The sequence below is a fragment of the Kribbella sp. NPDC055071 genome, assembly GCF_053608045.1.
Genome location: NZ_JBSGUS010000020.1, coordinates 111,417 through 132,638, shown reverse-complemented (window position 1 = coordinate 132,638; position 21,222 = coordinate 111,417). Strand labels below are relative to the sequence as shown.

At 67.5% G+C, this 21,222-nt stretch carries 20 protein-coding genes; 14 read left to right on the top strand and 6 right to left on the bottom strand.

Annotation, left to right across the window (positions count from 1 at the left end):
* Window positions 1–25 precede the first annotated feature (25 nt).
* Both ACWF4Z_RS29560 and ACWF4Z_RS29555 read left to right on the top strand, forming a co-directional pair.
* Entirely contained in the window at window positions 26–952 is a 927-nt protein-coding gene (locus ACWF4Z_RS29560; protein WP_452246431.1) for a hypothetical protein, read from the top strand.
* Window positions 949–1,302 carry a GntR family transcriptional regulator gene (locus ACWF4Z_RS29555; RefSeq protein WP_452246430.1) on the top strand — a complete coding sequence of 118 codons (354 nt, stop codon included), beginning with the start codon at window positions 949–951 and terminating at the stop codon, window positions 1,300–1,302. The genes ACWF4Z_RS29560 and ACWF4Z_RS29555 overlap by 4 nt, the downstream gene beginning before the upstream one ends.
* A gap of 24 nt (window positions 1,303–1,326) precedes the next feature.
* Here ACWF4Z_RS29555 and ACWF4Z_RS29550 read toward each other — a convergent pair whose 3' ends face one another.
* Window positions 1,327–1,674, bottom strand: a complete 348-nt coding sequence (locus tag ACWF4Z_RS29550; RefSeq protein ID WP_452246429.1) for an ArsR/SmtB family transcription factor — start codon at window positions 1,672–1,674, stop codon at window positions 1,327–1,329.
* Between the two features lie 133 nt (window positions 1,675–1,807).
* Here ACWF4Z_RS29550 and ACWF4Z_RS29545 point away from each other — a divergent pair, with 133 nt between their 5' ends.
* Window positions 1,808–2,938, top strand: a complete 1,131-nt coding sequence (locus ACWF4Z_RS29545; protein WP_452246428.1) for a cation diffusion facilitator family transporter — start codon at window positions 1,808–1,810, stop codon at window positions 2,936–2,938.
* Here the strand turns inward: ACWF4Z_RS29545 and ACWF4Z_RS29540 are convergent.
* Complete coding sequence (locus ACWF4Z_RS29540) at window positions 2,912–4,066, bottom strand: PrsW family intramembrane metalloprotease (RefSeq protein WP_452246427.1); 1,155 nt, start codon at window positions 4,064–4,066, stop codon at window positions 2,912–2,914. The genes ACWF4Z_RS29545 and ACWF4Z_RS29540 overlap by 27 nt on opposite strands.
* Entirely contained in the window at window positions 4,063–4,680 is a 618-nt protein-coding gene (locus ACWF4Z_RS29535; RefSeq protein WP_452246426.1) for a hypothetical protein, read from the bottom strand. Before ACWF4Z_RS29535 ends, ACWF4Z_RS29540 begins: the two co-directional genes overlap by 4 nt.
* A gap of 480 nt (window positions 4,681–5,160) precedes the next feature.
* Here ACWF4Z_RS29535 and ACWF4Z_RS29530 point away from each other — a divergent pair, with 480 nt between their 5' ends.
* Window positions 5,161–5,748 (top strand): RICIN domain-containing protein, encoded by a 588-nt coding sequence (locus tag ACWF4Z_RS29530; RefSeq protein ID WP_452246425.1) that lies wholly within the window; start codon window positions 5,161–5,163, stop codon window positions 5,746–5,748.
* 135 nt (window positions 5,749–5,883) lie between these two features.
* Here ACWF4Z_RS29530 and ACWF4Z_RS29525 read toward each other — a convergent pair whose 3' ends face one another.
* Window positions 5,884–6,450, bottom strand: a complete 567-nt coding sequence (locus ACWF4Z_RS29525) for a TetR/AcrR family transcriptional regulator (protein WP_452246424.1) — start codon at window positions 6,448–6,450, stop codon at window positions 5,884–5,886.
* Window positions 6,451–6,534: 84 nt separating this feature from the next.
* On the opposite strand from ACWF4Z_RS29525, the gene ACWF4Z_RS29520 reads away from it, so the two are divergent.
* Both ACWF4Z_RS29520 and ACWF4Z_RS29515 read left to right on the top strand, forming a co-directional pair.
* A complete protein-coding gene (locus ACWF4Z_RS29520; protein ID WP_452246423.1) occupies window positions 6,535–7,572 on the top strand; it encodes an alpha/beta fold hydrolase in 1,038 nt (345 codons plus the stop codon).
* A 163-nt stretch (window positions 7,573–7,735) separates the two neighbouring features.
* Window positions 7,736–9,754, top strand: coding sequence for a GxGYxYP domain-containing protein (locus ACWF4Z_RS29515; protein ID WP_452246422.1), 2,019 nt, complete (start codon window positions 7,736–7,738; stop codon window positions 9,752–9,754).
* Window positions 9,755–9,802: 48 nt separating this feature from the next.
* Here ACWF4Z_RS29515 and ACWF4Z_RS29510 read toward each other — a convergent pair whose 3' ends face one another.
* Entirely contained in the window at window positions 9,803–11,026 is a 1,224-nt protein-coding gene (locus ACWF4Z_RS29510; protein ID WP_452246421.1) for a vanadium-dependent haloperoxidase, read from the bottom strand.
* A 157-nt stretch (window positions 11,027–11,183) separates the two neighbouring features.
* Here ACWF4Z_RS29510 and ACWF4Z_RS29505 point away from each other — a divergent pair, with 157 nt between their 5' ends.
* The 5 genes from ACWF4Z_RS29505 to ACWF4Z_RS29485 are packed head-to-tail and all read left to right on the top strand — an operon-like array spanning window position 11,184 to window position 17,342.
* Window positions 11,184–11,996 (top strand): GNAT family N-acetyltransferase, encoded by an 813-nt coding sequence (locus ACWF4Z_RS29505; protein ID WP_452246420.1) that lies wholly within the window; start codon window positions 11,184–11,186, stop codon window positions 11,994–11,996.
* A 40-nt stretch (window positions 11,997–12,036) separates the two neighbouring features.
* Window positions 12,037–14,718: a preprotein translocase subunit SecA gene (locus ACWF4Z_RS29500; protein ID WP_452246419.1), complete on the top strand. Its 2,682-nt coding sequence runs from the start codon at window positions 12,037–12,039 to the stop codon at window positions 14,716–14,718.
* 35 nt (window positions 14,719–14,753) lie between these two features.
* Window positions 14,754–14,993 (top strand): hypothetical protein, encoded by a 240-nt coding sequence (locus tag ACWF4Z_RS29495; RefSeq protein ID WP_452246418.1) that lies wholly within the window; start codon window positions 14,754–14,756, stop codon window positions 14,991–14,993.
* Between the two features lie 4 nt (window positions 14,994–14,997).
* Entirely contained in the window at window positions 14,998–15,930 is a 933-nt protein-coding gene (locus tag ACWF4Z_RS29490) for a hypothetical protein (RefSeq protein ID WP_452246417.1), read from the top strand.
* A gap of 47 nt (window positions 15,931–15,977) precedes the next feature.
* The gene (locus ACWF4Z_RS29485) at window positions 15,978–17,342 is read left to right on the top strand and encodes a replication-associated recombination protein A (RefSeq protein WP_452246416.1); all 1,365 of its coding nucleotides are present in this window, start codon (window positions 15,978–15,980) and stop codon (window positions 17,340–17,342) included.
* Here ACWF4Z_RS29485 and ACWF4Z_RS29480 read toward each other — a convergent pair.
* Window positions 17,339–17,767, bottom strand: coding sequence for a SitI3 family protein (locus tag ACWF4Z_RS29480; RefSeq protein ID WP_452246415.1), 429 nt, complete (start codon window positions 17,765–17,767; stop codon window positions 17,339–17,341). The two genes, ACWF4Z_RS29485 and ACWF4Z_RS29480, sit on opposite strands and share 4 nt — an antisense overlap.
* A 137-nt stretch (window positions 17,768–17,904) precedes the next feature.
* Here ACWF4Z_RS29480 and ACWF4Z_RS29475 point away from each other — a divergent pair, with 137 nt between their 5' ends.
* Genes ACWF4Z_RS29475 through alaS form a run of 3 tightly spaced genes read left to right on the top strand, consistent with a single transcriptional unit; the run spans window position 17,905 to window position 21,219 of the window.
* Window positions 17,905–18,315, top strand: a complete 411-nt coding sequence (locus ACWF4Z_RS29475) for a DUF948 domain-containing protein (protein WP_452246414.1) — start codon at window positions 17,905–17,907, stop codon at window positions 18,313–18,315.
* Window positions 18,312–18,545 carry a DUF6167 family protein gene (locus tag ACWF4Z_RS29470; RefSeq protein WP_452246413.1) on the top strand — a complete coding sequence of 78 codons (234 nt, stop codon included), beginning with the start codon at window positions 18,312–18,314 and terminating at the stop codon, window positions 18,543–18,545. Before ACWF4Z_RS29475 ends, ACWF4Z_RS29470 begins: the two co-directional genes overlap by 4 nt.
* A 4-nt stretch (window positions 18,546–18,549) precedes the next feature.
* Window positions 18,550–21,219, top strand: a complete 2,670-nt coding sequence (alaS, locus tag ACWF4Z_RS29465; RefSeq protein WP_452246412.1) for an alanine--tRNA ligase — start codon at window positions 18,550–18,552, stop codon at window positions 21,217–21,219.
* The last annotated feature ends 3 nt before the right edge of the window (window positions 21,220–21,222 follow it).

The following is a 21,222-nucleotide window of genomic DNA, read 5'->3' as shown; positions in this document are numbered from 1 at the left end:
GGCCGACTCGCTTGACCTTGACCCTTTGTATCAATACATTTGGTACAAAGAGTTCGAGGGGAGCGTGGTCGGTGTGGACATCCTGTGGCTGGAAGCCATCCTGGTGGCGGGCGCGGTGGTGCTGTGGGTGCAGCGCCGGAAGGCCGCGAATCGAGAGGTCGATCGGCGGGTCGAGCGGGGCGGGTTACCGGCCGACAGCGTGTACGTCGAGGCCGCGCGGGTGTGGTTCCGGCGCCGGCAGGAGGTCCTGATTCTCGGTGTGCTCATCGGAGCGTTGCTGGCCATCGGGGTGCTGCTGCTGAGTCGTTGGATCGATGGCTCTCCTTTGTTCGCCAGCATGACCTTCGACCTGCGGCTGCTGACCTGGATCGTCGCGCCGATGGCGGCGGCCACCGGCTTCGCCAGCCTGTTTCACGGGTATCGGGCCGTCCGGGCGTCCCGCTCGGACGCGCCGCGGACAGCGGCGCTGCGGCCCCGTCGGCTGACGGATTACCTGAGTCCGATCGAGCTCGCGCTGTACTACGGCGCCGTCGTACTGTCTGTTCTCGGCGCCGGGCTGGGGATTGTGGTCCTCGGTTGTACCGACCATCCGGGCCGCGGGTGGTTCCTCGTCATCAGTGGGCTGGCGGGCGTTGTGCTCTGGGCGATCGGACTGCTGATCCTGCGGATGGCCCTGCGGGTCAACCAGTCCTCCAGCGGTCAGGACGAACTGCGCTGGCAGGAAGCGTTCCGCGCGACCATCCTGCGCGACATCGGAACGGCGATGTACACCGTCAGCTTCCTGCTCGGCATGGCTCCGCTGATGGCGATCGACTGGCCGTCGGACATCCCCGGTTGGGTCCCGTCGTTCGCGACGATCTTGTTCGTGGTCTCGGTCGTGGCCTGGTGCTCCACCTGGGCGCTCGCCGACAGCAAGAGCGGCCTGCGCCGAGTCCAGCGAGTCGCCGGATGATCATCTCGGTCGACCCGGCGGCAGCGAAACCGCCGTACGAACAGGTGAAGGACCAGATCGACGGCCTGATCCGCACCGGCGAACTGGCCCAAGGCACTCGGTTGCCGACCGTCCGCCAACTGGCCGGCGACCTGGGCCTGGCCGTCAACACAGTCGCCCGGGCCTACAAAGAACTCGAAGCCGGCCGACTCGTCGAAACACGGGGTCGCAACGGCACCTTCGTCCTCGCCTCCCGCAGCCGAGTAGACGACGAAGAAACCCGAGCCGCCGCAACCGTCTTCGCCCGCGCCGCCCACCGGGCCCACCTCACCCTCGCCGAAGCCACCGAACTCCTTCACCGAGCCTGGTAACCGCCCGCGCCTCAGCTGTGACGGCTACTTCGAGACTGGGTCGTCGGAGAGGGTCTGGTCGAGGTGGTGGGCGTGGAAGAGGGCTTGGTCCAGGAGGGCTTTGACATGGTGGTCGCCGGCTGAGTAGTACACGAAGGTGCCTTCTCGGCGGCCGCGGACCAGGCCGGCCAGTCGCAGCTTTGCGAGGTGCTGGCTGACGGCTGTCGGGGCTACTCCGGCCAGCTCGGCCAGGCACGCCACGGACGACTCTCCCTGCAGCAGCGCCCACAACACCTTGATCCGGGTGGGGTCTGCCAGCAGCCGGAACGATTCTGCCGCGAGGTGCACCTGCTCCTCGTTCGGCATCTCGAAGTCCTCGATCGACGAGTGCATACCTCTGACCTTACAACTACCTGCTTGCTTGCATAGCTGCATATGTGCGCAGATAGGATGATGGGGACGCGGAGGCGGCACCGGCGCCTCGGCGCGAGGCGCGAGACGCGAGACGCGAGCGAACGGAGCAAGCATGAACGCGACCGACCACGAGCACGGCCATGGACACAGGCACGGACACGGGCACGGGCATGCGCAGGCCGGGGGACTCGGCGGCCGGATGCGGTCGGTGTTCAGGCTGCACAGCCACGACGCCGCCGACTCGGTGGATTCGGTCTTGGAGTCGAGCGCGGAAGGGATTCGCGCGGTCAGGATCAGCCTGGCCGGTCTCGGCGCAGCGGCCGTCGTACAGGCGTTGCTTGTTGTGTTCACCGGCTCGGTGGCCCTGCTCGCCGACACCATCCACAACTTCTCCGACGCTCTGACCGCAGTCCCGCTGTGGATCGCGTTCGCCCTCGCCCGGCGCCCCGCAAGCCGCCGCTACACCTACGGGTTCGGCCGTGCCGAGGATCTGGCCGGTGTCTTCATCGTGGCGATGATCGCCCTGTCGGCTGTCATCGCGGGATATGAGTCCGTACGGCGTCTGCTCGACCCACGCCCGCTCGAGCACGTCGGCCTGCTGATCGCGGCCGGGATCGTCGGATTCGCGGGCAACGAGCTGGTCGCCGTCTACCGCATCCGAGTCGGTCGCCGCATCGGCTCCGCAGCACTGGTCGCCGACGGGCTACACGCCCGCACGGACGGGTACACCTCGCTCGCCGTCGTACTCGGCGGGATCGGCGCGCTGATCGGGTTCCCGCTCGCCGATCCGCTCGTCGGCCTGGTGATCACGGTCGCGATTCTCGTCGTCCTCAAAGGCGCGGCGACCGACATCTACCGGCGTCTCATGGACGCCGTCGACCCCGTGCTCGTCGATGCTGCCGAACACACCATCCATGCCACCACCGGCGTCGAAAGTATCGAAGAGCTCCGGCTCCGGTGGTCCGGCCACCGGATCCGCGGCGAAGTCAGCATCGTCGCGGACCCCGGCCTGAGCCTGATCCAGGCGCATGCCATCGCCAACGACGTACATCATCGGCTCCTGCACGAGCTGCCTCAGCTCGACGCCGTCACCGTGCACGTCAGCCCGCGCGATGCCGACGGCGTCGATCACCACGCCGCACTCGCACACCATCAGCGATCAGCCTGTCGGCCGGAGTCCCTTGAGCTGGCCGAACTCTCCAACGATCCCGGTGGTTTACGGCTTGGTGTGGAGGCGGAGTAGTTCGGCTCGGGTGTGGGTTACGCCGGGGGAGTCGGCGCCGTTGGCGCGGGCGATCTCTTGGGCGAGGTCGCTGGCGGCTTCGAGGAGGTGGTTGGCTTTCCGGCGGCTGTGAAGGTGTTTGCGGTACTTCTTCCGGTCCCTGCCCAGACCGCTGACGGCGTCCAGCAGTGGTGGATCCACGGCGCCGGTCGCGAGCTCGGGGGTGAGGAGTTCGCGGATCCAGGTGCGTTCGTGGCGGGCGGCGTGGCGGAGTACGTAGAAGAGCGCGGCGAGTTCTACCGCGGCGATCAGGAACGGGAGGATGCCGGCCCAGACGCCACCATTGCTCAGGCCGCTCATGTCGTCCCAGGCGAAGTGGAAGAGCATCGCCATCAGCATGGTCAGGACGCCGCGTACGACGTTGCGCTCGCCGCGGGTGCGGCCGAGCGCCCACATCAGGCCGGCGCAAAAGATCGCGCTGAACAGAGCGTGCGACACGATCCCGGCGGCGCCGCGGACGATGAAGACGCGGAGCGACGAGCCGAGCTGGTCGACGCCGTACTGCTGGGTGGCGCCGTTGTACACGTACAGGATGTCTTCGAAGACCTGGAAGCCCAGACCGATGAACGCGCCGATGATGAAGCCGTCGTACGCGCTCCGCACCAGCCTCGGCGCCAAGCCGATCAGCAGCACGAGTCCGATGCCCTTGGCGAACTCCTCGTTGATCGGCGCGGTCAGGCCGGCCCCCCAGTCCTGCGCGAAGTCAGTCCCGCCGACCTTGGCCCAGATCGCCAGCAGGGCCGCGTTGGCCGGCAGCGCGATCCAGAACGTCGCGGCGACGCCACCCCAGACGAAGCCCGTCGCCAGCAGACCGGCCGGCTGGGCAGTGAAGCGGTTGTGGTGGCGCAGGAGCAGCAGCCAGGGGATCAGGTAGAGGCCGAACAGTACGACGCCTCCCGCGAGCGCCGGTGTGTAGAACTGCGCTCCAGGCCCGAACACTCGCAGCATGGTGACCGCACCAGCGCCGACGCCCACGACATAGACCCAGAACGCGACGTTGTGCGGCTGGAGGAACCGGTACGGCTGACCCCAGCCGGACTCCTCGATCGCGTCGAGCTGTGCGGCCTTCTCCTGCGGTACGGCGGTCATCGCGTCACCCCCGGGGTGATGCTGCGCAACATCGTGCTGACCTGTTCCTGATAACGCTCGAACTGGCCGGCCGCCGTACGGATCCGGACCAGGAGCGCCGGGGCAGTGTCGACAGCCGAACCCGTCGCCATCTTGAACGCGACGTCCACGCCATCGCCGCTCGGCCCACTCCCGCTCTCCACCACACCGACCAGTCCGGAGTCAGTCGTCAGCGTGCCCTGTGCAGCGGTGACGCCTGGCGGACTGCCTTGAGACCTATGCACTTGATCGAGGAACGCGGCCGCGCTGCCGTCGTACGTCGTACCGACCAGCTCGATCGTCGCGCCGCCCTGTGCCAGCAGCACCTCCAGACTCGTCGCGGCGGCCCCAGCGCCACCGACGAGCGTCCCTTGCTCCAGCTGCCATCCCACCGGCGGCACCGCGGTCGCACCACCGCCGAGATCGAGCACCTGCCCAGCCCGAATCTCGTTGTGCCATGGAATCGCAGCGTTCAGCCCTTGCCACCCGTAGATCAGCACAAGAGCGATCCCAAGCGCCGTGAACCCAGCCCTGAACGTCCGCCGATCCAGCCCGAACCACCGCTGCTCAACCGGCACCCATTCCCGCGTACTCACCGAATCACTGTAAAACGACCGACCGTGAATGCGGGGGAGCGTGGTCCACCTCCGCGTGCTTCGCGGCCGCTCCGTTCGTCGCGACGCTCCTCACCGCGACAGCTCCGCGCGCTACCCACCCGCCTCCCGGCTCATCGCCGGTATCCTTCCTGCCGGCGTACTGCGTGCTCCTGCGTCGCACGCGGGTGACGATCGGTCAGCGTCCGCACTCGCGGAACCGTGGTCACGGCGCAGCTCTTTGGGCACCCACCAACCATCCTGGCGCGCTCTGGATGGTTGGTGGGTGCACAACGTGGCCGATTGTGTCGATGGGATCACGCTTCGTGTCGTCGGGTCGCGGCGGATCATTTAGACGCGGGATGGCCCCTGGTTTGTTGCATGGATCGCAGGTTGTTGCGGATAAATTCTGGCTCGTTGACGCGGTAATCAGCGGTACGGTCTGCTGTTGCTCCGATTGATCCTGGAGAGGAACAGCGAACGATGCGTGTTGTGAAATTCATGGCCGGATTCACGGCTGCCGTTGCCTGCCTCGCGGCGGCCGGAGCGACCACGACTGCCACTGCTGCCACTACCGCTACCACTGGCAGGGCTACTGCGGCGCCGGCCCCCCGGGCGTTGGAGCCCGGGAAGAGAGTGCTCATTCGGAACGTGAACAGTGACAAATGCATCGCGGTGCCACATGCAACGACGAAACCCCTGACGCAGCTTGTCCAGTGGCCGTGTGGGCCGTTCAACCCGGGCAATCCGAATGAACCGTACAGCCCAGAGAAAATGTGGGACGTCATTCACGACCGGGACTACGGCTGGTACTACTTCCAGAACGTGAAGACCAAACAGTGCCTGACATCGCGTGGCGGCAACGGTGCACCGGTGATGCAGGACACCTGCACCTGGTTCTCCGACCAGGGCTGGAACTACTACGACACCGGCAGCAAACGGCTCTGGAGTGCCAAGACCAAAGATTGCCTGGCCGTCCCCGGCGCACAGACTGGCGACGGCGTTGGGCTGATCCACTGGACCTGCGGCAACGGCGACGAGCAGAAATGGAAGATCTCCTACCTGACCTGATGACCACGGTCGCCACAGGTGCAGCCCATCGACGCACGGGCGCCGACCTTCTTCGTTCTGGCCTTTGACAGCTATCTCTTCGGCACCGTTATTGGACTAACCTCTCATCGCCATCAGCAAGCTGGTGACCCGTTGCTATCGGATGGCGTCCACTTCGGCGTGCAGGACGGCGATCGCGTGGTCGGCGTCGAGTCCGCCCACCAGCACCCGCAGGGTGAGGCCGTCGGAGAGGGCGAGCAACCGTCGCGCGGCGACAACGGCGTCCGCCTCGCTGATGCCGCGCATCGCCCGTACGTGCGCGGCGCACTCGGCCTCGCCCACGCGCAGCGCCTCGGCGAGGACCTCGCGGATCCGGGGGTCGGTGATCGCGGCGGCGAGGTACGCGTACCAGACCGCCACTCCCATCCGCCCCAGCTCGGTGCGCGGCACCTGCTGGACCAGCACGTGCAGCAGCCGGTCGCGCGCGGGGGCGTCCGCCGTGTTGTCGTACGCGGCGACGGCCAGCGCGACAAGCCGTTCGAGACCGGCCAGCACGAGCGTCTCCCGGCTGTCGAAGTAGTGCTGGATCCGGCCGATCGACACGCCCGCAGCCTGCGCGACCACGCGCAGGCTGACCCCTTCGATGCCGTGCAAGGCGATCACCTGCCACAGCGCGCGGACGATCTCGGATCGGCGCAGCTCGTGATCAACGATTTTGGGCATGATGTGAGCCTATCCGGTACGGTCATACTGTAACCTGAGGAAATATGACCGTATTGCAAAGAAGTCGTCGACGGGATGCCAGACATGATCACGGACACTCCGCCGGCCGAGACGAAGGACGCGCCGCCCGAACCGAAGAAGAGGACGAAGCGGCGTCGTTGGCCCATCGTTCTTCTGGTCGTCGTCGCGGTGCTGTCCACGAGCGGATTGGTGGCGATGGTGTTCATGAGCGGACCCAAGCTCGGGTACTTCCGCACTCCTGAGGGGCGTACGGCCTATGTCTCGGCCTACGACGTGGCGATGAAGACGATGCCCGCGCCCACGGCCACGCGCGACGTCACGACGACGTTCGGGACGGTGCGCACCTACGTCTGGGTCAACGACAACGCGGTCGACGACGTACCGGTCGTGCTGCTGCCCGGTCGGTCCAGCGGAGTGCCGATGTGGGGTGTCAATCTGCCCGACTTCGCCGCGCATCGCACGGTGTACGCGTTCGACGCGATCGGCGACAGCGGGCTGTCGCAGCAGACGATCCCATTGCGCGGCATGGACGACAACGCGCGTTGGGTTGACGAGGCGCTGATAGCGCTGAAGCTCGACAAGGTGCACCTGGTCGGGCACTCGCAAGGCGGCGGGCTCGCGGCGGCCGTGGCCGTGCGGTATCCCGAACGTCTCGCCAGCCTCACCCTGCTGGAGCCGATCATGACGCTGGGAAGGGTCCCGGCCTGGGCCTTCGGCTGGGCCGCGCTCGGCTCCCTTCCGGGGATCCCGAAGTCGTGGCGTGATCACGCGCTGAACAAGATCGGCGGGGTCGAGGACGACGAGGTCGATCCGAACGACCCGATCGCCCGGATGATCGCGGCGGGTGCCGAGCACTACTCGGCGGGAAGCCTGCCCACGCCGACGCCGTTGACCGACGCCGAGCTGAAGGCGTTGCCGATGCCGGTCTACGTGGCATTGGCCAGCGACAAGTCGCTGGCGGGCGGCGGCGCGGCCGACAAGGCGAAGCTGATCCCGGACGTGCAGGTCACAGTGTGGCCGAAGACGACGCACTCGCTGCCCATGCAGGCGGGCAAGCCGCTGAACGACGAGCTCGAGTCGTTCTGGGCCGCCCACCCGTAGGGCTTTGACGCCTCGAGGCCGTCGAGCCGCGCGGAGCACGCGCGGACGGAAACGATTCCAGGTTTCTGGGCCAACGTTGTAACGAGATCTGTACACACCGTCTTGGCGTTGCTACTGTCCGGCCAGATTTGACATCGATGTCAACCTCAGGGAGTGGGTCACGATGGTCTCGAGACGAGCGTTCCTGGCGGGTGGTGGTGCGGTGACGGCGGGCGGGTTCGGGGTGCTTCAGCCCTTCGCTTCCACGGCACTGGCTGCAGACTTATCGACGTCCGGCAGCCCCGCCCGGCTGCTGCCGGTGTTCAACCGCCCGAAGCACCTGGATTACGGCGACGTCAGCAAACTCAGCGGGGGAGACCAGACCCTGCTGACAACGTTGCAAGGCATCGTCAACCGTAAAGAGCCGGAGTTGTACTTCATCTACGACACCGGCACCGAGAGCGTGCCGGACGCCAAGTGGCTGAACGACATGCGCCTGCCGACCAAGTCGTACAAGAACCCGCTCGACCTGGTCGCGAAGTACCGCAAGCACATCCGTGGCGCGATCGTCCACGACCCCGCTGTCCCCGACTCGCTCAACGTCGCGACAACCCTTGCAGGGTTGGAGAACGCGGTCGTCGCGGACGCGGATCAGGCGAAGGCGCACGGCCTGAAGATCGTCAAGGATCTGCGCGGGATGTTCGACGACGACCGGGTCAAGACGTACCGGTGGCAGCTCGACAACCTGTTCCCGCGGGTCACCAAGCAACTGCTGGCCGGCCTCCCGCCGACTCGCGTTGTCGACGTCGAAGGCGTGGTCTGGCAGGAGATCGCCCGCGAGACGCAGCAGATCCGTGACTCGTCGAACCGTGGCACCTACAACCTGGACGTCTCGGCCAAGCTCGGCAAGGAGGCCGTGTACGTCCGGTTCGCCGACTCGTTCGCCGACGACGGCTGGGGCGCGTCCGTGCGCCATGTGGTCGTGACGGCGAACGGCGCCGAGTTCGCCCGCTTCGAGCCGAACACGCCAGAAGAAGCGCCGTACCTGTTCGACGGCTCGCATTCGTCGATCGGTGGTGAGGCCAATCGGTTCGCCGACGGCGGCAACTACTGGATCTACCGCTTCGAACCACCAGCGGGTACGACGTCTCTCGTCGTCACAGTGGAGATGTGGAACCAGTACCTGGTCAGCGCCACCGACACGTCACCCACGCGCATCGAGCCGTTCCCGTACTTCCGCGACTACGTGGTAGCCACCAAAGCCCTGGTGAGCTGGCTACCGCCCGGTGGCGCAACGGGCGACCTGCTCATCGAGCACTTCGCGAAGTGGCCGACACTGGCGCCGTACATGGGCTGGTTCGCGAACGACGTCTCCGGCGAATGGGACGGTGTCGACCTCGCATCGAAGGGTGGCTCGCCGGTCGTCGCGGCCGACTTCTACATGAACGGCACGGTCCACGCCGGCACCGCAGCACCGATCTCCGGCAAGCCGCGCCCGGTCCGCCGGATCAACAAGCCGAAGAACAAGGTCTACCTGACGCTGACCTTCGGCGAGGGCGACAACATCCAGTACTGCCAGCGCCGGCTCCGCGAGATCTGGGACGACCCGAAGCGCGGCGAAGTCCCCACCAACTGGACGATCGACCCGCTGCTGGCCGAGGCGGGTCCGAACATCTACAGCTACTTCCAGCGCACCGCGACCGCCAACGACCTCCTGGTCTGCGGCCCGTCCGGAGCCGGCTACACCTATCCGGCCTCGTGGACGCCCGCCGAGCTCACGCAGTACCTGAAGATGTCCGGCTCCTTCATGCGCCGCACCGGCCTGGACATCGTGTACGCGTACAGCGGCCGGCAGGACAACACCTGGGTCCTGCTCTCGAAGGAGATCGCCAAGGGGTACGCCGATTACACGCCGACCAAGGGGATCATGCAGACGTGGGACGGCGACACCTTCGCCGTACGCCAAAGCGGTGTGCCGATCACCGGTGGTTGGGGTGCACCCGGCAAGGCCGTCGAGTTCAAGGCCGCGCTGGACCAGCGGATCGCCGGCTGGGACGGGACCAAGCCGTTGTTCATCTCCGGACTGATCGGCGCCTGGTCGTGGGCGCCGTCCGACATGGCCGAACTCGGTGCACTGCTCGGCGATCCGTACGAGCTGATCCTCGCGAACAGTTTCTACGACCTCCTCAACCGGACGCTGTAGCAGGCACGCTCCGGCGGGCGGTCCGCCACCCGCCCACCGGAGCGTGGGTCACCGGAAGAGTTTGTAGGCGTTCTGCAGTGCGTTGGCCGCGACCTGCCGGCCGAGGATCACTCCTGCCGTGTCCGCCGTACGGGTGTGAATGCCGGACCAGACACGTGCGTCCACGTTCTCGAGCGTGAGCTGGTGCCAGGTGGTGTAGGTGCGCGTCACGCCCGGCGCGGTCGGACTGCCGATCGTGTAGGGCTGTGTGGTGCGTGCGCCGACCAATGTGGTCAGCACTTGCTCGGCTGAGCCGGCGTACGTGTTGTGGCCGCTGGGGTAGTCCGGGTGCGCTGGAGTGACGTGCAGTGGCGTCCAGTCCGGATCGACGGTCGCGCGCAGCGCGGTCACGGGACGCCAGCGCTCGTACGCGTACTTGGTGTCGGACGTCGCGATCTGCGTGTCTACCGACGCCACATGGAACAGCGCGACCAGCTTGGCTCTCTCGACGAGGGGCCGGTGCGCCGCCTGAGCGAGGGCCACCCGCAGTGGTGCCGTGTACAGCACGTACGACGAGCCGTACCAGAAGGTGGCCGTGTCGGTCTGGGCTTGCGTACGAGTGGTGCTGTTGAGGGCGCCGTCCGCACGTACCTCGGCCAGGTCCCGGTTGTACCGCGGAGAGCCCACTGCGGGCGGCGGACCCGGCCGGAACTCGGCAGCGCTCGTGAGCAGGAACGGCTTCGCCAGCCTGTTCCCGTACTGCGCCGCTGGACTGTAGCTCGGCGGAGTCGGCCGCCAGATGCCAGGATCGGTGGACCGCGGGGTGAATGGTGCGTTGACCGAGTCAGGGTCCAACCCGTCGTTGGCACGCGACGCCAGCACCTCCTGTGCCTGCTGACGTCCTGCCGCGACACCGGCGGTCTCGGCGGCGCCGTCGGGGATGCGGGCCAGAGTGGTGGTCAGCGCCCGGTCCAGTTCGGTCTTGCGGGCCGGTACGAGTGTCAGCAAGGTCTGGTGGACTGCACTGGCCAGGGCTGCTTCTTGGTACGGCGCTGCGCCGGCGGGTGACCGTAGCAGCGCGCGACTGGCGGCGAGCCAACCGATCGCCCAAGTGCGGTTGTTGGTCACCTGGGTCGGTGCTCCGGCCGCGGCGATCGTGTCAGCGGTGACGTCGTACCACTCGAGCGCGACGTCGGTCTGGGTCGTGGTACCTGCAGCGGGGCTGGATACCAGCGTGGACAGGGCGAGCGCGGAAATCGCTGCCAGGGCAAGAGGTTTGCGTAAGGTCGTCACGCCTGGATGGTGACAGGCGACAGGGCGTGACAAAGTGCCATATCACTACTTGGAAACTAGACATTCCGCTTGACACCTCCGCGGTGCGGCCGCCTGCGGGTGCTGTAGAGGACCAATTGGTTGGACGCTTAGTCATGTCCGCAGGTTTACTGCGGAGATGACTCCCGACGAGCTCCTGGACGTGTTCCACCGGCGGATCCGTCTGCCTGACTCCGACGCGATCCCCGGTTGGAAGCAGGGGCATGACGGCCTGGTGCATCGCTCGTACGTCGAAGGCCCCGACGGCGCCGGGTTCATCGAAACGCCACGGGGGCTCGGCGACGATCCGGATGCGGTGATCGACGCGCAGCTGGAGTTCTTCCGGGAGCGTGGGATCCCGTTCGAATGGAAGACCTATGCGTACGACGAACCGGCCGACCTCGGGGAGCGTCTGGTGCGTAAAGGGTTCAGCAAGCAGGACCCCGAGACGCTGATCCTCGGCGAGGTGGACCGGATCCTGGAGCGGCCGTCGGCGTTGACGTCGAAGGTCGTGTTGCGCGAGGTCGACGGACCGGCCGACTACCACCGGATCGGCGTACTGACCGACACCCTGTGGAACAGCGGGACGGAACGGATCGAGGAGCGGCTGGCGGCCGAGGCCCGGATGTTCCCGGACCGGTTGTCGGTGTTCCTGGTCGAGGATGCACTCAAGGGACCCGACGGGCCGGCGGTCTCCGCGGCCTGGATCAGGTTCCACCCCGGGACCGGGTTCGCCAGCCTGTGGGGAGGCGGCACGCTGCCGGAGTGGCGCCGGAAGGGGCTCTACAGCGCACTGCTCACGCATCGCGCCCGGCTGGCCAAGGAGCGCGGGTACGAGTTCCTCCGGGTCGACGCGTCGGAGGACTCGCGCCCGATTCTGCAGAAACTCGGCCTGTACGGCGTGACCACGACGACCCCGTACGAGTGGACCCCGGAACACGCTGGGACCTGACGAGCGGAACGACCGGCCGAGGCTGTACGTTGCCTGCATCATGGCCCTGAAAATCGCGTCCCGCTTCCGCCGGCTGCTGCAGCGCCCCGGCTCGATCGATCTCGGCCCGTACGAGCGGCTCACCCAGCTGGTCGGCGAGGCGGAGGAATCGGTCCTGTCCCTGTCCGACGAAGAGCTCACCGAGGCTGTCACCGAGCTGCGCACCACGGGTGGGCTGCACGAGGACGAGCAGATCGAGTTCCTCGCACTGGCCCGGGACGCGGGCAAGCGCGCGATCGGCGAGCGGGCGTTCGACGGCCAGGTCGTCGGTTCGCTGGCGATGCTGCAGGGCCGGATCGTCGAGATGGCGACCGGTGAGGGCAAGACCCTGGCCGGTGCGATCGCCGCCGCCGGGTACGCGATCGGTGGCCGCAAGGTCCACGTGCTCGCAGTGAACGACTACCTCGCCAAGCGCGACGCCGAGTGGATGGGCCCGTTCTACGAGCTCCTCGGTGTCAAGGTCTCGCACGTCGGGCAGGCGTCCACGCCGGAGGAACGGCGTACGGCGTACCAGGCAGAGGTCTGTTATGTCCCGGTCAACGAGATCGGGTTCGACGTACTGCGGGACCGGCTCGTCACCGACGTGGCCGACCGGGTGACGGTCGAGCCGGACGTGGCGCTGGTGGACGAGGCCGACTCGGTGCTGATCGACGAGGCGCGGGTGCCGATGATCCTGGCCGGCGCGACCCGCACCGAGGCGCTGGACGACGACGTCGTCCAGATCGTCCGCACGCTGCGGGCCGGGGTCGACTACGAGATCGACGGCGACGGCCGGACGGTCGCGCTGACGGACGAAGGCACGGACAAGGTCGAAAAAGCCCTGGGCGAACGCGCCGCCGTAACCGCTGCCGCAGCAGCTGAAGAAGCCACAGCAGAAGCTGAAGTAGAAGCAGAAGCAGAAGAAGCTGACGTTGAGTCTGAAGCTGAGGACGAGGCGGAGGACGAGGCGGAGGACGAGGTTGAGGTTGAGCCTGCTCTGCCGAGTGTCAACTTGTACGACGACGAGAACCTTGATCGGTTGACGCAGATCAATGTCGCGCTGCACGCCGAGGTTCTGTTGCGCCGGGACGTCGACTATCTGGTCCGTGACGGCAAGGTCAGCCTGATCAACAACAACCGCGGCCGCGTCGCGAAGCTGCAGCGCTGGCCCGACGGTCTGCAGGCCGCCGTCGAGGCGAAGGAAGCCGTGCCGGTCAGCGACTCCGGTGAGGTGCTCGACAGCATCACCGTCCAGGCGCTGATCAAGCGGTACAAGACCCTCTGCGGCATGACCGGCACCGCGGTCGTCGTCGGGGAGTCGCTGCAGGAGTTCTACGACGTCGAGGTCGCCGTCGTACCACCGAACAAGCCGAACATCCGCAAGGACGCCGAGGACCGGCTGTACCTGACGGTCGACCAGAAGAACGACGCACTGGTGGAGCACATCTCCGACGTGCACGAGACCGGCCGCCCGATCCTGATCGGCACGCACAGTGTCGAGGAGTCCGAGCAGCTGAGCGACCGGCTCGAGGCGGCCGAGATCCCGCATGTGGTCCTGAACGCGAAAAACGATGCCGAGGAAGCCGCGATCATCGCGGAGGCCGGCGTACCGGGCACCGTGACGGTGTCGACGCAGATGGCCGGCCGCGGTACCGACATCCGCCTCGGCGGCAAGGACGAGACGCACGACAAGGACAAGGCCATCGAGCTCGGCGGCCTGTACGTGATCGGCACCGGCCTGCACGCGTCCCGCCGGCTCGACGATCAGCTGCGTGGTCGGGCCGGCCGCCAGGGCGACCCGGGCGGCACGCTGTTCTTCGCCAGCCTCGCCGACGAACTCGTGACGCGGTACTCCGTTTCGTCCGGCCTGCGACCGCATCCCGACGAGCACGGTCGGCTCACCGACCGTAAGTCGATCGGCATGCTCGAGCACGCCCAGCGCGTCGCCGACGGCGCGAACGCCGAGCTGCACCGCACCACCTGGCAGTACAACCGGCTCACCGGGCAGCAGCGAGCGATCCTGCTCGACACCCGCGAGAAGGTGCTGACCGAGGACCTGGCCGCGACCGAGCTGTCCGAGCGTGCCAAGGAGCGGTACGACGAACTCGTCGAAGAGCTCGGCGAGGACATCGTGAAGGCCGCGGCCCGCCGGATCGCGCTGGGGCAGCTCGACCGGCGCTGGACCGACCACCTGGCATACCTGGCCGATCTCCGCGAAGGCATCCACCTGCGCTCGCTGGCCGGCGGCATCGTGCACATGAAGCCGATCGACGAGTTCAACAAGTCGGCGATCGCGTCGTTCGACACGCTCGTCGAGGACGCGTGGAAGGAAGCCGCCGAGACCTTCCAGGACGCGGAGATCACCGCGGACGGTCTGGACGAGGAGGCCAGCGGGATCCCGCGGCCGACCGCGACCTGGACCTACCTGGTCAACGACAACCCGTTCGGTACCGAGGCCGACCGGATCCTCGGCCGGCTGCGGAACGCGATCAAGCCCGAGGCGCTCGGCGAATCCGAGGAGATCCTGCCCGAGGAGTTCGACGCGGACGACCTCCCCGAGGAGCTCCGCGACGCCGACGGTGACGTCCCCGAGGAACTCCGCGAAACCCCGGCCGAGGACGAGCTGTCCGAGGAGCTCGGGGCGGCGAACACCAAGGACGACGCGGACACCAAGGACGACGAGGACGACAAGCCGAAGAAGTGAACCGGTGAGCTGCCGGGGGCATACAGTCGATTGGCATGAGCGACGGTGTGATGTCGGCAGCTGTCCTGGGCGACCTTGTGCAGGCCGGCGCGGCCGAACGCCTGCTCGCCGAGACCGAGGTGGGACCCACCTTGTACGACGGCCAGTGGTGGTACGTGCCCGCCCACTCACCTGAGGGCGCCGACTACATCCTCGCCGACGGAGACCTGGCCGAACAGTTCGACCGCCTCCGCCGCAGAGCCCAAGCCATCGCCAACGTCGAAGCGATGGACTGACCCGATGGCACCCGAACCACGTCGTACGCCTAAGACTGGAGAGCTTGCGGCCATCAGGCAGGTGATGGATTTCTTCGCCATCGAGGCTGTGCTGGCGCTGGATCGGTACGAAAGGTCCTTTTCCGCCGGCAACCGGGAGCAGCCGCAGCAGTCCGCCAGACGGCTGGCCCGTTGGTGGACGGAGCTCATGATGGACGAGGTGGACTTCGGCCCCGACCCCACCGACGCCCAGCGCATCCTTGCCGCCGCGGGTTCGCTCGCCACCGGCAGTCAGCAGGAGTCCGGTCTGAGGATGCAGGACGCGGTCGACGAGGCGCGTTTGCGCGCCCGCGTCGACGACCGGGTGAGTCTGACGACAGAGATCGAGCAGCTCCGCGGAGACTTCGAGTCCCTGCACGACGGCAACGTCCGCGTGCCGGAGGACAACGACAGATGGCTCAAAGAGTCCCTGACTCGGTTGGCGAACGCCTCGGTGCTCGCGGACGTGCTCGCCGTTCCCGCCCAAGTCACGATGAGTAAGCGAGTTCGGGATACCGCCAATGAGCTGGTCGGACGGGGCCAGGAGCTCATTGCCAAACAACAACGACTACATGCTGCCCAGGCGGTACCGATCCCGAATCTGGGTGACGCTGCGGGGCGGCAGGCGGCGCTCAACGCGCTCTTTATGATGTCCAACTACGGAGTCAACGCGGCTAATCTGCCGTACTTGCTCGAGGCGGCCGCTAAGGCACCCGCCGCCGCCTATGTGTTCTACGAGTCGTGGCGGCTATGGAGCGAGCGCAAGTTCGCGCGCCATGAGCTGGACTCGGCTCGGACAGCTTTGCGGGGCGTACGTCCCGGGCTGACCAGCACCCTCGACACAGTCGGTCCGCTCCGGCCGGTGGATGTCAGGGCCATCAACAGGGCGCGCTCCCCACGCTCCGGGCCGGAGCGGTAGGAGGCCGAGGGGGTTGGGGTGTCGGTGGGGGTGGATAGGCTTTCGGGGTGAGTGATGGGTTGTTCGACCTGCCTGGGGCGGCTGTGCCTGCTCGGGGTGGGGGGAGTTTGGCCGACGTGGACCACACGGCGGCTCCGTTGGCTGTCCGGATGCGGCCGCGGAGTTTGGACGAGCTGGTCGGTCAGCACCATCTGCTGGCGCCTGGTTCGCCGCTGCGGCGGCTGGTCGAGGGCGATCAGCCGATGTCCCTGCTGTTGTGGGGCCCGCCGGGTACTGGCAAGACGACCATCGCGGCGGTGGTCTCGCACCAGACGAACCGGAAGTTCGTGGAGCTGTCGGCCGTCACCGCCGGGGTGAAAGACGTACGACAGGTGATCGAGGCTGCCCGCCGGGATCTGGTCCGGGGGACCGGTGCGGCGGAGACCGTGCTGTTCATCGACGAGGTCCACCGCTTCACGAAGGCCCAGCAGGACGCCCTGCTGCCAGGCGTGGAGAACCGTTGGGTCACGCTTGTCGCCGCGACCACCGAGAACCCGTTCTTCTCCGTCATCTCCCCGCTCCTGTCTCGCAGTCTCCTGCTCACGCTGGAATCGCTGACCGACGACGACATCGCCGTACTGCTGGATCGGGCCTTGACCGACGAGCGCGGGCTGAACGGCGAGTTCGAGCTGGCGGAGGATTCACGCCGGCATCTGCTGCGGATGGCCGGGGGAGATGCCCGGCGCGCCTTGACCTATCTGGAGGCCGCGGCCGGGGGTGCGCGGGCGAAGGACGCCAAGGTCATCGACCTGAAGACGCTGGAGACAGCGGTCGACCGGGCCGCCGTGCGCTACGACCGGGCCGGCGACCAGCACTACGACGTGACCTCGGCGATGATCAAGTCGATCCGAGGCTCGGATGTGGACGCGGCCATGCATTACCTGGCCCGGATGGTCGAGGCCGGTGAGGATCCGCGCTTCATCGCGCGCCGGCTGGTGATCTCCGCCAGCGAGGACATTGGGATGGGCGACCCGACCGCGCTTGGCGTCGCGATCGCAGCGGCCGAGGCCGTGCAGTTGATCGGTATGCCGGAGGCGCGGATCAACCTCGCCCAGGCCGTCGTCGCGCTCGCCCTGGCACCGAAGTCCAACGCCGTAATCATGGCGATCGACTCGGCGATCGCGGACGTGAAGGCCGGCAAGGTCGGCCCGGTGCCACCACATCTGCGCGACGCCCACTACGCCGGCGCGAAGAAGATCGGCCACGGCGCCTCGTACGAGTACTCCCACAACGATCCCCGCGGCATCGTCCCGCAGCAGTACGCACCGGACGTCGTCGACCGCACCGACTACTACAAACCCACCCGCCACGGCGGCGAAGCGGCCTACGCCGACCGAGTCGCCAACATCCGCAAAATCCTCCGCGACCGCTAGCCCTCCGGATACGGCATGCGCCGCTGGGTGAACTTCCACGGCAGCAGCTCAGGAGTCCAGAAGTCCTCGCTGATCGTCAGCGAGTCTGCCCGGCGGAGCAGCAAGATGCGCTCGTAGTCCTGCTGCAGGACCGCGTCGCCGCTCTCCGCCGTGAGCAGCCGTACGACGACTCGCACCAGCTCGTCGTACTGGGCTGGGAAGTCGGCGAACTTGTCCAGGCGGAAGCCGACGGATACGTCCGGCTCTTCCAGGACGAGATCCGCCTCGCCGTCGGCACGAACCGTGACCGACAGCCCGCTCTCACCCTTGTAGGCGAACACCTCGGTGTTGTCCCAGTCGATCTGAACCAACGGCGGGACCAGGACCTGCCCGACGGCGGCCGGGGTCGTGGAGGTGTTCAGTTGGAGCCAGTACTCGATTGCCACGAGCGCAACTGTAGGTGGCGGGTGGTTTGGTGGGGGACTGTGATGTGGGGGATGGTGTCCTGGAGCGGAGTGTGGTTTGGGCGCGCGATAAGGTCGCGAGGTCACAGCGGGGTCGTAACGGAAGGTGGATCGTTTCCATGAGCGTCGGTCAGGTCGCGGGGCTGATAGCAGCCTGCGCGCTGCTCATTCTGGTGGGCCTGCTGGCCTATCCGATCCTCAAGCTGGGCAAGGTCCTCGAGGAGACGCGGATCATGGTGAAGGGCGTCTCCGACTCCAGCGTCCCGCTGCTCGGCGAGGTGACGAACACCGTGGCGACCACCAACGCGCAGTTGGCGAAGGTGGACACCATCACCGACAACGCGACCACCGTGACGACCAACGCGGCCGCGCTGGTGTCGTTGTTCTCGGCCACCGCCGGCGGCCCGCTGGTGAAGGCGGCCGCGTTCACGTACGGCGTTCGCCGTGCCCTGGGTGAGAGCCAGCGGCGCGACGTGAGCCGTCGGGTCAGGGAAGAGATGAAGGCCGAGCGGAAGGCGCGGAAGCGGTGAAGCGGATCATCTGGCTGATTGTCGGGATCGCCGTCGGCGTGTACGCCGTCACCCGGCTGAAGAAGCGTGCTCAGGTGCTCGCCCCGGAGAGCCTGCAGGAGTCGGCGGCCAAGCTGGCCGCGGCCGTGCGGCACTTCGGCGACCAGGTCCGCGAGGGCATGGAGGAGCGCGAGGTAGAGCTTCGCGACGCCTTGGGCATTGAGACGAACGAACGTGAGGACGACCGGTAACACCATGGAAACCAGTGAGATCAGGCGGCGGTTCCTGCAGTTCTTCGAGGACCGGGGCCACACCGTGGTGCCGAGTGCGCCGTTGCCGTCGCCGGACCCGAACCTGCTGTTCAACGTCGCCGGCATGGCCCAGTTCGTCCCGTACTTCGTCGGCCAGCAGACCCCGCCGTACAAGCGGGCGACCAGCGTGCAGAAGTGCGTGCGGACGCTCGACATCGAAGAGGTCGGCAAGACCACCCGGCACGGCACCTTCTTCCAGATGAACGGCAACTTCTCCTTCGGCGACTACTTCAAGGAGAAGGCGATCGAGTACGCCTGGGAGCTGGTCACCAAGCCCCAGAACGAGGGCGGCTACGGCTTCGACGAGTCGGTCCTGTACGCGTCGGTGTACTACGACGACGACGAGGCGATCGACATCTGGAAGCGGGTCGCGGGTCTGCCCGACGACCGGATCGTCCGCCTCGGCATGAAGGACAACTTCTGGTCGATGGGCATCCCGGGTCCGTGCGGCCCCTGCTCGGAGATCCTGATCGACCGCGGCCCGGAGTTCGGCGAGGACCGGGACTGGGAGGCGGGCGACCGCTACCTGGAGTTCTGGAACCTCGTCTTCATGCAGAACATCCGCGGCGAGGGCGGCGGCAAGGACGGCTACGAGATCATCGGCGAGCTGCCGAAGAAGAACATCGACACCGGTCTCGGCCTGGAGCGGGTCGCGTTCCTGCTGCAGGGCGTCGACAACATGTACGAGATCGACGAGATCTTCCCGGTGATCGAGAAGGCGTCCGAGCTCAGCGGCCGCAAGTACGGCGCCGAGCACGTCGACGACGTGCGGTTCCGCGTCGTCGCGGACCACGTCCGCAGCGCGCTGATGCTGATCGGCGACGGCGTCACCCCGGGCAACGAGCAGGGCGGTTACGTCCTGCGTCGCCTGCTCCGCCGGGCGATCCGCTCGATGCGCCTGCTCGGCTACGAGGACCCGAGCCTGGTCGAGCTGCTGCCGACCAGCCTCGAGCAGATGAAGAAGTCCTACCCCGAGCTGGAGGCCGACTTCGGCCGGATCAGCCAGGTCGCGTACGCCGAGGAGGAGGCGTTCCGGCGGACCCTCACGGCCGGCACGAGCATCTTCGACGTCGCCGTGCGCGAGACCAAGGCCGGCGGCGCGCATCAGCTGGACGGCACGAAGGCGTTCCAGTTGCACGACACGTACGGCTTCCCGATCGACCTGACCGTCGAGATGGCCGCCGAGCAGGGTCTGAACGTCGACACCGAGGGCTTCCGGTCGTTGATGAAGGAGCAGCGCGAGCGGGCCAAGGCCGACGCACGCGCGAAGAAGGCCGGTCACGCGGACACCTCGGGGTACCGGGAGCTGCGGGACAAGGGCGTCACCGAGTTCACCGGCTACCAGGAGCTCTCCACCGACTCCCAGGTCCGCGGACTGCTGCGCGACGGCGTGGTCGCCGACGCGGCCGAGCAGGGCGAGACCGTCGAGGTCGTGCTGGAGAAGACTCCGTTCTACGCCGAGTCCGGTGGCCAGATCGCCGACGAGGGCCTGATCGTGGCCGACGGCGTGCGGCTGAAGGTTCTCGACGTACAGCGCCCGGTCAAGGGCCTGATCGTGCACAAGGTCGAGGTGCTCGAGGGTCTGCTGCGGCCCGGCCAGGACGTGCACGCCGAGGTCGACCACGAGTGGCGCGTCTCCGCGTGCCAGGCGCACTCCGGCACGCACGTCGTGCACGCGGCACTGCGTCAGGTGCTCGGCCCGAACGCGTTGCAGAGCGGCTCGTACAACAAGCCCGGCTACCTGCGGCTCGACTTCGCGTGGTCGTCGGCGCTGGACCAGGCGACCCGCTCCGAGATCGAGGAGGTCGCGAACCTCGCCGTACGGCAGGACCTCCCGGTGTCGGCGCAGTACATGACGCTCCCGGCGGCCCGCGAGTGGGGTGCGCTGGCGCTCTTCGGCGAGACGTACGACGAGCAGGTCCGCGTGGTCGAGATCGGCGGCCCGTGGTCCCGTGAGCTCTGTGGTGGCACGCACGTGAAGCACTCGTCGCAGGTCGGCGCGCTGACCGTGACGAGCGAGTCGTCGGTCGGAGCGGGCGTACGGCGGATCGAGGCCTTCGTCGGCCTGGACGCGTTGCACTACCTCGGCCGCGAGCGGGCGCTGGTTCGCCTGCTCAGCGAGAACCTGAAGACCCGGCCGGAAGAGCTGCCCGCGAAGGTCGCCGACCTGTCCGAGCGGTTGCGCGCCGCGGAGAAGGAGCTCGAGCGGATGCGGGCCACGCAGGTGCTCGAGGCCGCGGCCGGACTGGCTGCCAACCCGCGCGACGTCTTCGGCGTCCAGTACGTGGGTCACCGCGCACCGGACGGTGTGAACGGCGGGGACCTGCGCAAGCTGGCGCTGGACGTGCGCGGCCGGATGGCCACGGACAAGCCGGCGGTGGTAGCCGTGCTCAGCGTGACCGACGGAAAGCCTGGTGTAGTCATCGCACTCAACGACACCGCCCGCGAGTGGCGGCTCAAGGCCGGCGACCTGGTTCGGGTCGCGGCGGAGAAGCTGGGTGGCCGCGGCGGCGGCAAGGACGATGTGGCCCAGGGTGGCGGCACGGACGCGAGCGGTGCCGACGAGGCTCTGGCCGCGGTGGAACACACCGTCGGCCAACTCGTCACCGGCTGAAAA

What these genes read in the sequence shown, in the direction of transcription:
- ACWF4Z_RS29525 (WP_452246424.1), bottom strand. Translation starts at nt 6,450, where the DNA reads ATGCCCAAAATCGTTGATCACGAGCTGCGCCGATCCGAGATCGTCCGC.
- alaS (WP_452246412.1), top strand. Translation starts at nt 18,550, where the DNA reads ATGGAAACCAGTGAGATCAGGCGGCGGTTCCTGCAGTTCTTCGAGGAC.
- ACWF4Z_RS29475 (WP_452246414.1), top strand. Translation starts at nt 17,905, where the DNA reads ATGAGCGTCGGTCAGGTCGCGGGGCTGATAGCAGCCTGCGCGCTGCTC.
- ACWF4Z_RS29520 (WP_452246423.1), top strand. Translation starts at nt 6,535, where the DNA reads ATGATCACGGACACTCCGCCGGCCGAGACGAAGGACGCGCCGCCCGAA.
- ACWF4Z_RS29495 (WP_452246418.1), top strand. Translation starts at nt 14,754, where the DNA reads ATGAGCGACGGTGTGATGTCGGCAGCTGTCCTGGGCGACCTTGTGCAG.
- ACWF4Z_RS29550 (WP_452246429.1), bottom strand. Translation starts at nt 1,674, where the DNA reads ATGCACTCGTCGATCGAGGACTTCGAGATGCCGAACGAGGAGCAGGTG.
- ACWF4Z_RS29515 (WP_452246422.1), top strand. Translation starts at nt 7,736, where the DNA reads ATGGTCTCGAGACGAGCGTTCCTGGCGGGTGGTGGTGCGGTGACGGCG.
- ACWF4Z_RS29505 (WP_452246420.1), top strand. Translation starts at nt 11,184, where the DNA reads ATGACTCCCGACGAGCTCCTGGACGTGTTCCACCGGCGGATCCGTCTG.
- ACWF4Z_RS29490 (WP_452246417.1), top strand. Translation starts at nt 14,998, where the DNA reads ATGGCACCCGAACCACGTCGTACGCCTAAGACTGGAGAGCTTGCGGCC.
- ACWF4Z_RS29530 (WP_452246425.1), top strand. Translation starts at nt 5,161, where the DNA reads ATGCGTGTTGTGAAATTCATGGCCGGATTCACGGCTGCCGTTGCCTGC.
- ACWF4Z_RS29500 (WP_452246419.1), top strand. Translation starts at nt 12,037, where the DNA reads ATGGCCCTGAAAATCGCGTCCCGCTTCCGCCGGCTGCTGCAGCGCCCC.
- ACWF4Z_RS29545 (WP_452246428.1), top strand. Translation starts at nt 1,808, where the DNA reads ATGAACGCGACCGACCACGAGCACGGCCATGGACACAGGCACGGACAC.
- ACWF4Z_RS29555 (WP_452246430.1), top strand. Translation starts at nt 949, where the DNA reads ATGATCATCTCGGTCGACCCGGCGGCAGCGAAACCGCCGTACGAACAG.
- ACWF4Z_RS29540 (WP_452246427.1), bottom strand. Translation starts at nt 4,066, where the DNA reads ATGACCGCCGTACCGCAGGAGAAGGCCGCACAGCTCGACGCGATCGAG.